Source organism: Streptomyces sp. NPDC026417, assembly GCF_055567695.1.
Genome location: NZ_JBVHPY010000004.1, coordinates 1 through 9,538, shown reverse-complemented (window position 1 = coordinate 9,538; position 9,538 = coordinate 1). Strand labels below are relative to the sequence as shown.

Below are 9,538 nucleotides of genomic sequence, written 5' to 3'. Positions count from 1 at the left end.
GTCCTTCCTGCTCCCCCCCCCGGCTCCCTCTTCCTTCTTCCTCTCTCACACCCGCCCGCCATTTGCCCCCCCGCCCCCCCCCCCACCCTCCCCCCTTCCGGAAGCCACCGGCCCCCCGCGGCGCGCCCCGGTGGGCGGGTTCCGTCCGGCGGCTCAGGCCGGACGGACCCCGCCCGTACGGTGGGACGGCCCGTTCACGCGGTCAGTCGAACACCGAGGCGCAGTTGGTCGCCGTGGCGTGCGCCGGATCGAGGGCGTTCGCCACCTCGTGGTAGGCGATCCGGTCGAGGAGCCCGATCGCCACGTGCCCGGAGAGGTCGGCGGCGCACAGGTTCTGCACCAGCACGTTGCGGACGTCGGAGCCGCTCAGGAACTGCGAGGCGTACGGCGTGACGACCTCGTCGTACTTGGTGGCGATGACGGTGTAGCGGACGCCGGCGACGGTGTCGCCGCCCGCGTTCAGCTTGGTGAGGAAGGCCGAGCCGGCGACCTGGTCGGCGAGGCCTGGCGTGGTCGCGGACAGCAGGTCGGCGGCGCCGGGGAAGTACGGCAGCAGGTTGGCGAGACCGTTCAGGGTGGTGCCGTGGTTGTCGGGCGCGATCCCCACGAGGGCGTTCACCTTGGCGGCCCCGCCGAGGAACTTGAGGTAGTAGCGGGGCATCATGCCGCCCTGCGAGTGGCCGACGAGATCGGTCTCGGCCGCGCCGGTCGCGGCGAGCACCTTGTCCACGAAGACCTGGAGCTGTCCGGCGGACTTGTCGATGGGGCCGAGGCCGTGGAAGAGCGGGACGCCCGGCAGCTGGCCGTAGTCGAGGGAGTAGACGCAGTAGCCCCGGTCCACCAGGTAGGGAGCGAGGGCCAGCCAGTTGTCGACGGAGTTGCCGAAGGTGCCGTGGACGAGGACGACGGGGCGCGGGTGCGCGGCCGAGGGCTTGCAGGAGTAGTTGTTCCAGCCCCTGCTGGGGGCGGTGTCCGCCTGGGCGGTGGCGGCCGGGACGACGGTGACGGCGGCGGCCAGGAGCAGGGCGGCCAGGGGTCTGAGGGCACGCTTCCAGGGCAGCATCGTGTGATCTCCTTGCGGCTCAAGGGAGTTGCGACGGCGTACGCCCTGTGATCCGGATCACGAGGATGCTGTTCACTCGTCAAGTTACGAACGAGTAGTGCAAGTGTGAAGTTACGCGTCAGTAAAAACTTGCACTGGTAGCCGGGACTGCTGCTACGGCCTCACCACGTGGGGCGGATGGGGCCCCCGGGAGCGATGCGCGCCAACCGGTCCCGCAGTGCGTCGACTTCGCGCTCGCCGAGCAGCTCGGCCCAGGGCCGGACGGCCTCCGCCGCCGCCTCCTCCGCGGCCCGCGTGCAGGCCCGGCCGCGTTCGGTCAGCACGATCAGCCGGGCCCGGGCGTCCTCGGGGTGCGGGCGGCGCTCGACGTAGCCCTTGCGGACCATCTCGTCGACGAGCTGGCTCGCGGCCTGCTTGGTGATCCCGAGATGCGCCGCGAGATCGGTGGCCGTCGCCCCGCCCGGGGCAAGCCGGGCGAACGCGAAGCCGTGGGCGGGCCGCAGTCCCTCGAACCCCCGGGCGACGACCCCGGCGTGGATGCGTTGCGTCAGCTCGCCGGCGGCGGCGAGCAGGGCGGCGGACAGGGCCATGGCCTCGGAATTCTGCACCGGAGCATTGAAACACCCTTGACGATGCGGTCAAGCTGCCTGACCATATAGTCAAGTAGCTTGACCATATGACCTCTGGAGGTCCGCCATGCCCGTCGTCCGTTCGTCCGAAGCCGTCGTCCACGAGATGCACGGCGCCCGGTTCGTCTCGTACGCCACTCCCCGCAGCGGCAGCAAGGAGCTGTGCGCCTGGCGGGGCGAGATCCCCGCGGGCACCAGGGCCCCGCTGCACACCGTGAACCGCGAGGAGATCTTCCATCTCCTCGCGGGAGAGCTGCTGGTCACGCTCGACGGCCGCACCGAGCGGGTCACGGCCGGCGATGTACTGATCATCAACCCCGGTGCGACCCTCGGCGTCGAGAACCCCACCGGGCAGCCCGCGATCTCGTGGGTCACCACGTCCGTCGGCCTGGAGGCGGAGCTGGCCGACGGCACGCGGATCACCCCGCCCTGGGCCAACTGAGCGACGGCGGCCGGGACCGGCTACGCGGCCAGCGTGCCCGGCACGATCACATGCGGACCGAATCTGGCCCGCGCCCGGTCCGCCGCCTCCTCCACCCGGCGCACCTTCTCGTCCACCGGATCGAAGGTGAGCTGGTAGGAGGCCTGTTCGGCGGGGGCCAGCCCCTCGGCGCGCAGGGTGATCGCGCGTACTCGGGCGCGCTGCAGCCCGAGCGCCTCGTACATGCGGTACGCGGCCGAGGTGAGTGCCGAGGAGTGGGCGGTCGGCTCGTCGAGCGTGCGGCTGCGCGTGGTCGCGGAACGGTCGGCGTAGCGCACGGTGAGCGTCAGGATGCGGCACACCTGCTCGACGGCACGCAGCCGGGTGCCCAGCTCCTCGGTGGCGGACAGCAGCGCCCTGCGATGCCGATCGGGGTCCAACTCGTCACGGGAGAAGGGTCGTTCGGTCGCCATCGAACGCGCCGCTGCGTTCGGGACGACTCGGCCGCGGTCGATTCCCGAGGCCCTCTCGTGCAGCTCGCGGCCCACGCGGGCACCGGTGAGCCGCTGGAGGGTGGACAGGGGTGCGGCGGCGACCTTGCCGATGGTGTCGAGGCCGTACTCGCCCAGGGTGCGGGCGGTGGCGGCGCCGACGCCGGGCAGCGCGGCGACCTGCTGGCCGGCGAGGAACTCCCGGACGGCTTCGGGGTCTTCGGGGACCACACGGGCCCTTCCGCGCGCGGCCTGCCGCAGGGCCATGCGGGCCAGCATCGGGCCCGGACCGGCCCCGATCACACAGTCCACGCCGTGGTGCGCGAGGGCGCGTACCCGTATCACCGAGGCGAGTTCCACCACGCCCCGGCCGAAGTACCGTTCGGCGCCCCGCAGATCCACCAGCGCCCCGTCGGGCGGCAGCGCCTCGACGACCGGGGTGAATCCCTCCAGCATGTCCAGGAGCCGGGGCAGGGCGGACTCGTACATCGGAGACAGTTGGAAACGTACGCAGAGGATGGTCATCCCGCACTCCCCGGACTCTGGTGCCACAACTTCTTTCCTCCCGCGGGCCCTTCGCCCGCGGGACGCAGATCGGCCCAGGGGTGCATCCGGAACCCCGTGGGCATGCGGATGCTCCGGCTCGGCATCGGGTCCTGCGCGGCGGAACCCGCCGGGCGGGGCGGCCCGTCCGAGCCGGCGACCCCGGCCCGGGACGGACCCTCGCCGTCGTGAGCGGGAGCGGAGCCGTCCCGGGCCGCCGCGTCCGTCTCGGCCAGCCGTGCGGCCACTCCGTCCAGGCCCTCCTCCCGGCGCACCTCCAGCAGGTCCGCGAGGTTCCAGGCCGCGGCTCCCACCACGCTGAAGCTGCGTGCGCCGCGGCGCTGGACCACTCCGCGCACGAGCAGCAGCCAGGAGTGGAAGACGGTGTGTGCGCAGGTGTCGTGGGAGTCGTCGAAGAAGGCGAGGTCGACCAGGCCCGTGCCGTCGTCCAGCGTGGAGAAGATGACGCGCTTGCCGGAGCGGATCGGCGGGGTCTGGGTGGCCGCCTTGGCGCCCGCGACCAGGACCGTCTCGCCGTTCCGCGCCTCCCGCAGCCGGCGGGCCGTGACCACGCCCAGTTCCTGGAGGAACTCCCGGTGGTCGTCCATCAGGTTGCGGGAGGTGTCCATGGAGAGGATGCCCAGCTCGGCACTGAGCTTCTCCGCCTCGTCGAGGTCCGGCAGGCCGGCCGAGGCCGTGCGCCGGCCGCCCGCCAGCGGGAGCTGGTCGCCGCGTCCGCCGCGCGCGCCCCGGTGGAGTTCCGTCAAGTGCAGTTGCAGATCACGGCGGTTGGCGCCGAAGGCGTCGAGTGCGCCGACCTGCGCGAGCCGCTGGGCGAGCGGCCGGCTCGGCCGGGCCCGCTCCCAGAAGTCGAGCAGCGAGGCGTACGGCTGCCCGTCCGCGATCCGTACGGCCTCGGCCTCGCTGATGCCGTGCACGTCGGAGAGGGCCAGCCGCACGCCCCACACGTCCCTGACACCCCTGTATTCAGACACCAGTTCGATCCGATGGGCGACCGCCGACCGGTTCACGTCCAGCGGCAGGATCGGCACCCCCCTGCGCCGCGCGTCCGCGAGCAGCAGTCGCTTCGGATACATCCCGGGGTCGTGCGTGAGCAGCCCCGCGTAGAAGGCGGCCGGGTGATGGGCCTTCAGCCACGCCGACTGGTACGTCGGCACGGCGAAGGCGACGGCGTGCGCCTTGCAGAAGCCGTACGACCCGAACGCCTCGACGATCTCCCAGGTCCGCGCGATCGTCTCCGCGTCGTACCCCTTGGCCGCCGCGTGCTGGGCGAACCAGAAGCGGATCCTCCCCTGCGACTCCGGGTCGGAGAGCCCGCGTCGCACCCGGTCCGCCTCGTCGCGCCCGCAGCCGGTCATGATGTCGACGATGTCGATGATCTGCTCGTGGAAGACGACGACTCCGTACGTCCCCCTCAGCGGCTCCTCCAGGTCCGGGTGCGGATAGCGGGCGGGCGCCCGCCCGTGCCGCGCCTCGATGAACGGCCGCACCATGTCGGCGGCGACCGGGCCGGGTCGGAAGAGCGAGATGTCGACGACGAGATCGTGGAAGGTCGCGGGCTGGAGGCGCCCGACCAGGTCCCGCTGGCCCGGCGACTCGATCTGGAAGCAGCCCAGCGTCTCGGTGGACCGGACGAGTCGGTACGTCGCCGGGTCGCCCTGCGGTACGGCGTCGAGGTCCAACGGGGCCCCCGTCGCCCGCTCCACCTCCGCCGCGGCGTGCGCCATCGCGGACTGCATCCGCACGCCGAGGACGTCGAGCTTGAGCAGCCCGAGGTCCTCGACGTCCTCCTTGTCGAACTGCGACATGGGGAGCCCTTCGCCGCTGGTCGGCATGACCGGCGTACGGGCCAGGAGGGAGGCGTCGGAGAGGAGTACACCGCACGGGTGCATGGCGACTCCGCGCGGCAGGGCGTCCAGCGCCTCCACCAGCTCCCAGAGGCGCCCGTACTTCTCCTGCTCCCCCGCGAGCTGCCGCAGCTCGGGCAGCTCGGCCAGGGCCGCGCGGGCGTCGCGGGCGCGGATGTGCGGGAAGGACTTGGCGATCCGGTCGATGTCCGCCGGGTCCATGGACAGCGCCGCACCCACGTCGCGGATGGCGTGCCGGACCCGGTAGGTCTCGGGCATCGCCACGGTCGCGACCCGCTCGGTGCCGAACCGGCCGATGATCGCGCGGTAGACCTCGAGCCGGCGCGCGGACTCCACGTCGATGTCGATGTCGGGCAGCACCGAGCGGCGCTTGGACAGGAAGCGCTCCATCAGCAGCCCGTGCTCGACGGGGTCGGCGTGCGCGATGCCGAGGAGGTGGTTGACCAGTGAGCCGGCGCCGGAGCCCCGCGCGGCGACCCGGATCCCCATCCCCCTTACGTCGTCCACGACCTGAGCGACCGTCAGGAAGTAGGAGGCGAAGTTGTGGTGGGCGATGATGTCCAGTTCCCGGTGCATCCGGTCCCAGTAGTCGCGGCGTCCGGCATAGCCGCGCAGCACCATGCCCGCCGCCGCCCGGGAGGCCAGGGCGCGCTGCGCGGTGCGGCGGCCGGCCCCGACGAGGTGCGGCTCGGGGAAGTGGACGGTCCCGATGCCGAGGTCGCCCTCGGGGTCGACGAGGCACTCGGCGGCGGTGGCCTGCGTCTGTTCGAGCAGGCGGTGCGCGGTGTCGCGGCGGAAGCCGGCGGCCTCGACGACGCGTTCGGCGGCGCCCAGCATGGCAGCCGGGTCCTTGAGCCAGGCCTCGCCGCTGTCCAGCTCGCGCCGCGGGTCGACGGGGACGAGGCGGCGGGCGGCGTCCAGGACGTCGGCGACCGGGCCCATCCCGGGGTCGGCGTACCGGACGGCGTTGGCGAGGACCGGTCGCACGCCGTGTTCGGCAGCGAAGCCGACGGTGCGCGCGGCCAGCCGGAGGGAGCCGGGGCCGGTGCCCTGACGGCCGTGCCACACGGCTTCCAGGCGCAGGGCGTCGCCGTAGCCCTCCCGCCACGGCACGAGCAGCTCCGCGGCCCGGTCGGGGCGTCCGGCGGCGAGTGCGCGGCCGACGTCCGAGTCGGGGCCCAGCAGGACGGTCAGCCCCTCGGCGTGGTTGTCCGCCCGGGGCAGCAGGGCGGGCCCCTCACCGGCCTGGGCTGCCGTAACGATTCTGCAGAGGTCGGCCCAGCCGGCCGCACCGTCCCGGGCGAGGAAGGTAGCGCGCGGTGTCGACTCGTCGACGAAGGCACCACCGCGGACCGGGGTACGCCGCCTCTCCCCGCGCTCGGGCTCGCCCACCGCGAGCTCGACCCCGAACAGCGGACGGACGCCCGCCTTCGCACAGGCCTTGGCGAACCGGACCACACCCGCGACGGTGTCCCGGTCGGTCAGAGCGAGGGCGTCCATGCCCCGCTCGGCGGCACGCTCGGCCAGCCGCTCCGGGTGCGAGGCCCCGTACCGCAGGGAGAACCCGGAAACGGTGTGCAGATGCGTGAACCCCGGCACCCGCACCTCCCGCACTCGTGAGCCCCTGACCGGACTCTCGAACATTAGTTCCCAACTGCCCCACCACCACCATAGACCAATTTTCGAACAAGCGTGCTACATCCATTCGGGCCCGTCCCACCTGCGCAAACACCGTGCGGCCCGGATCGTGGGGGCATGACGCAGACAGCCGGAGCCGACGCCCCGCGAACGTCCTTTCTCGACGAGGTGAAGGACGCGGTGACCCCGCGGGCGACGCTCCTGGTCATCGGCGTGATCGCTCTCCAGCTGCTCTTCATCGCCTCGTACGTGGGCGCGCTGCACGACCCGAAGCCGAAGGACGTGCCCTTCGGAGTCGTCGCGCCGCCGGCGGTGGCCGGACAGGCCGTGAGCCGGCTCGGGCAGCTCCCGGGCGAGCCGCTGGACCCGCGGGCGGTCTCCGACGTGGCCACGGCCCGCCGGCAGATCATGAACCGCGACATCGACGGCGCCCTGGTGATCGACCCGTCCGGCAGCACCGACATCCTGCTGGTCGCCTCCGGCGGCGGTACGGCCCTCGCCAGCACGCTGGGCACGCTCACCACCGCCCTGGAGCGGAGCCAGGGGCGCACGGTCCGGGTCGTCGACCTGGTGCCGGCCTCCGAGCACGACTTCGACGGGCTCTCGTCCTTCTACGTGGTCGTCGGCTGGTGCGTCGGCGGCTATCTCGCCGCGTCGGTCCTGGCCATCAGCTCGGGAGCACGGCCCGCCAACCCGCGCCGCGCGGTGATCCGGCTCGCCGTGATGGCGCTCATCGCGATCGTCGGCGGACTCGGCGGCGCGGTCATCATCGGCCCGATCCTGGGCGCCCTGCCCGGCAGCGTCTGGGCCCTGTGGGGCCTGGGCGCGCTGACCACGTTCGCGGTCGGCGCGGCCACGCTCGCCCTGCAGGGGATCTTCGGGATCGTCGGCATCGGGCTGGCCATCCTGCTGATCGTGATCGCGGGCAACCCGAGCGCGGGCGGCGCCTTTCCGCTGCCCATGCTGCCGCCCTTCTGGAAGGCGATCGGACCGGCCCTGCCACCCGGCGCCGGCACCTGGGCGGCCCGCTCGATCGCCTACTTCAAGGGCAACGACATGACGGCCTCGCTGCTGGTGCTCTCCGCCTGGGCCGTGGTGGGCAGCGTGGTGACCCTGCTGGCGGCGTCCCTGCGCAGGAAGCACCACGCCCCGGCCGAGGCGTCCCCCCGGGCGGCGTGACGGACCCACGGCGGCCCGGGTCCCACGAACGCGGAAGTCCCGCCCCCACAACCGGTGGGGGCGGGACTTGACGGGTGGGGCGTCAGCCGATCTGGGCACCGAAGGCCGACAGTGCCTCGGTGACCGGCTGGAAGAAGGTCTCGCCACCGGAGGTGCAGTCGCCGCTGCCGCCCGAGGTGAGGCCGATGGCGGTGTCGCCGGCGAAGAGCGAACCGCCGCTGTCGCCGGGCTCGGCGCAGACGTCGGTCTGGATGAGGCCGTTGACGATGTCGCCGTTGCCGTAGTTCACGGTGGCGTCCAGGCCGGTGACCGTGCCGTCGTGCACCTGGGTCGTCGAGCCGCTGCGGGTCACCTTCTGGCCGACGGTCGCGTCGCCCGCCTTGGTGATGGCCTGCGCGGAGCCGTTGTACAGGTCGACCTCGCTCGGGTGGGCGACGTCCGCGGTGTACTTCACCAGACCGAAGTCGTTGTCCGGGAAGCTGGACTGCTCGTTGGTGCCGATCTGGTTGCCGCTGGAGTCCGACCAGGTCGAGATCGACTCCGTGCAGTGCCCGGCGGTGATGAAGTACGGCTGACCGTCCTTGACCACGTTGAAGCCGAGCGAGCAGCGCCCGCCGCCGCCGGTGATCGCGTCACCGCCCGCGACGAAGGGCTTGAACTCCCCCTTGGTGCGCTGGAGTTCGGCCTTGGCGCCGAGGCCGTCGACGACCTTGCTCAGCTTGGCCCACTCGGCCTTGGAGACCGTGCGGTCCGCGGTGACGACGACCTTGTTGGTGGCCGGGTCGGTGGCCCAGGAGGTGCCGGGGATCGTCGCGTCCTGCTTCAGCGTCGTGCGGGCGCCCTTCAGCTCGGCGAGGGAGTTCTCCACGACTCTGGCCTTCGCGCCGGCCTCCTGCACGGTCTTCGCGGTGGCCTCGTCGAGCACGTTCACGACGAGGTGCCTGGCCTTCGCGTCGTAATACGTTCCCGCCGCGTCGGCGCCCAGGTCCTTGCCGAGAGCCGAGGCGAGCTTTCCGGCCGCCGTGATCGACAGCGCCCGCGGGGCCGGGGTCGGCGCCGGCTCGCTCGCGTTCGCAGTCTGGAAGGTGACTCCCGCGGCGACCAGTGCGGCGATGCCCGCACCTGCCACGGCGGCACGCCGCCCGGGTATGCGTCGGTGCTTCAACTCACGTCCTCCTGTGGGGGGTCGGCCGAGGAGGTTGTGGGGACCTCCTGGACCGGAAGGCGTACGGCGATGAACCCGGCACACCGTAAAAAGCCGCGTTCATGCCAACGGTGCGGCGCCCACTATTCCGAGGCGGACTGGGAGCACACAAGGTCGACTTCAGGACGCGCGTACGACAACGGACGTGCGCTCCCTACGCCCTGACTCTGCGTGGTCTCGCCACGTGGGTTCGGAGTGCAAACACTGGGAGCGATCACTCTTTGTGCAGCGGGTGAGGTCTAGTCCTGTCTTGTTTTCGACCCCGCACTGTCCGATTCCACTCCGCCCGCGGCGGGCCGGAGTTGCTCCTGCACCGGTTGCTGCGGACCTTCCGGAGCCGGCCGCTCCACCACCTCCCGGGGCTCCGTGCCCGGCTGCGGTGCGGGCGGCGGTGCGGGTTGTCCGCTCTGTGCGCGTTCCAGGAACCGCAGGAGTTCGACGGGGAAGGGCAGGACGAGGGTGGAGTTCTTCTCGGCGGCGA

At 72.4% G+C, this 9,538-nt stretch carries 7 protein-coding genes and 1 pseudogene; 2 read left to right on the top strand and 6 right to left on the bottom strand.

Annotated elements, in window-relative coordinates; all coding sequences use genetic code 11:
• Positions 1-202: 202 nt before the first annotated feature.
• Positions 203-1,063 carry an alpha/beta fold hydrolase gene (locus ACZ4NT_RS07665; RefSeq protein WP_121404003.1) on the bottom strand — a complete coding sequence of 287 codons (861 nt, stop codon included), beginning with the start codon at positions 1,061-1,063 and terminating at the stop codon, positions 203-205.
• Positions 1,064-1,224: 161 nt separating this feature from the next.
• Entirely contained in the window at positions 1,225-1,671 is a 447-nt protein-coding gene (locus tag ACZ4NT_RS07660) for a MarR family transcriptional regulator (RefSeq protein ID WP_121404001.1), read from the bottom strand.
• Positions 1,672-1,759: 88 nt separating this feature from the next.
• On the opposite strand from ACZ4NT_RS07660, the gene ACZ4NT_RS07655 reads away from it, so the two are divergent.
• Positions 1,760-2,134: a cupin domain-containing protein gene (locus ACZ4NT_RS07655; RefSeq protein WP_121403999.1), complete on the top strand. Its 375-nt coding sequence runs from the start codon at positions 1,760-1,762 to the stop codon at positions 2,132-2,134.
• Between the two features lie 20 nt (positions 2,135-2,154).
• Here the strand turns inward: ACZ4NT_RS07655 and ACZ4NT_RS07650 are convergent, their stop codons facing one another.
• Positions 2,155-3,129: a DNA polymerase Y family protein gene (locus tag ACZ4NT_RS07650; protein ID WP_467724191.1), complete on the bottom strand. Its 975-nt coding sequence runs from the start codon at positions 3,127-3,129 to the stop codon at positions 2,155-2,157.
• Positions 3,126-6,635: a DNA polymerase III subunit alpha gene (locus tag ACZ4NT_RS07645; RefSeq protein WP_467724189.1), complete on the bottom strand. Its 3,510-nt coding sequence runs from the start codon at positions 6,633-6,635 to the stop codon at positions 3,126-3,128. Before ACZ4NT_RS07645 ends, ACZ4NT_RS07650 begins: the two co-directional genes overlap by 4 nt.
• A 156-nt stretch (positions 6,636-6,791) precedes the next feature.
• Here ACZ4NT_RS07645 and ACZ4NT_RS07640 point away from each other — a divergent pair, with 156 nt between their 5' ends.
• Positions 6,792-7,853, top strand: coding sequence for an ABC-2 transporter permease (locus ACZ4NT_RS07640; protein WP_467724187.1), 1,062 nt, complete (start codon positions 6,792-6,794; stop codon positions 7,851-7,853).
• A gap of 82 nt (positions 7,854-7,935) precedes the next feature.
• Here ACZ4NT_RS07640 and ACZ4NT_RS07635 read toward each other — a convergent pair whose 3' ends face one another.
• Positions 7,936-9,018, bottom strand: coding sequence for an alpha-lytic protease prodomain-containing protein (locus tag ACZ4NT_RS07635; RefSeq protein WP_121403994.1), 1,083 nt, complete (start codon positions 9,016-9,018; stop codon positions 7,936-7,938).
• Positions 9,019-9,296: 278 nt separating this feature from the next.
• Positions 9,297-9,538 (bottom strand): annotated as a pseudogene (locus ACZ4NT_RS07630) (slipin family protein); the annotation flags it as partial.

What these genes read in the sequence shown, in the direction of transcription:
- ACZ4NT_RS07665 (WP_121404003.1), bottom strand. Translation starts at nt 1,063, where the DNA reads ATGCTGCCCTGGAAGCGTGCCCTCAGACCCCTGGCCGCCCTGCTCCTG.
- ACZ4NT_RS07655 (WP_121403999.1), top strand. Translation starts at nt 1,760, where the DNA reads ATGCCCGTCGTCCGTTCGTCCGAAGCCGTCGTCCACGAGATGCACGGC.
- ACZ4NT_RS07650 (WP_467724191.1), bottom strand. Translation starts at nt 3,129, where the DNA reads ATGACCATCCTCTGCGTACGTTTCCAACTGTCTCCGATGTACGAGTCC.
- ACZ4NT_RS07640 (WP_467724187.1), top strand. Translation starts at nt 6,792, where the DNA reads ATGACGCAGACAGCCGGAGCCGACGCCCCGCGAACGTCCTTTCTCGAC.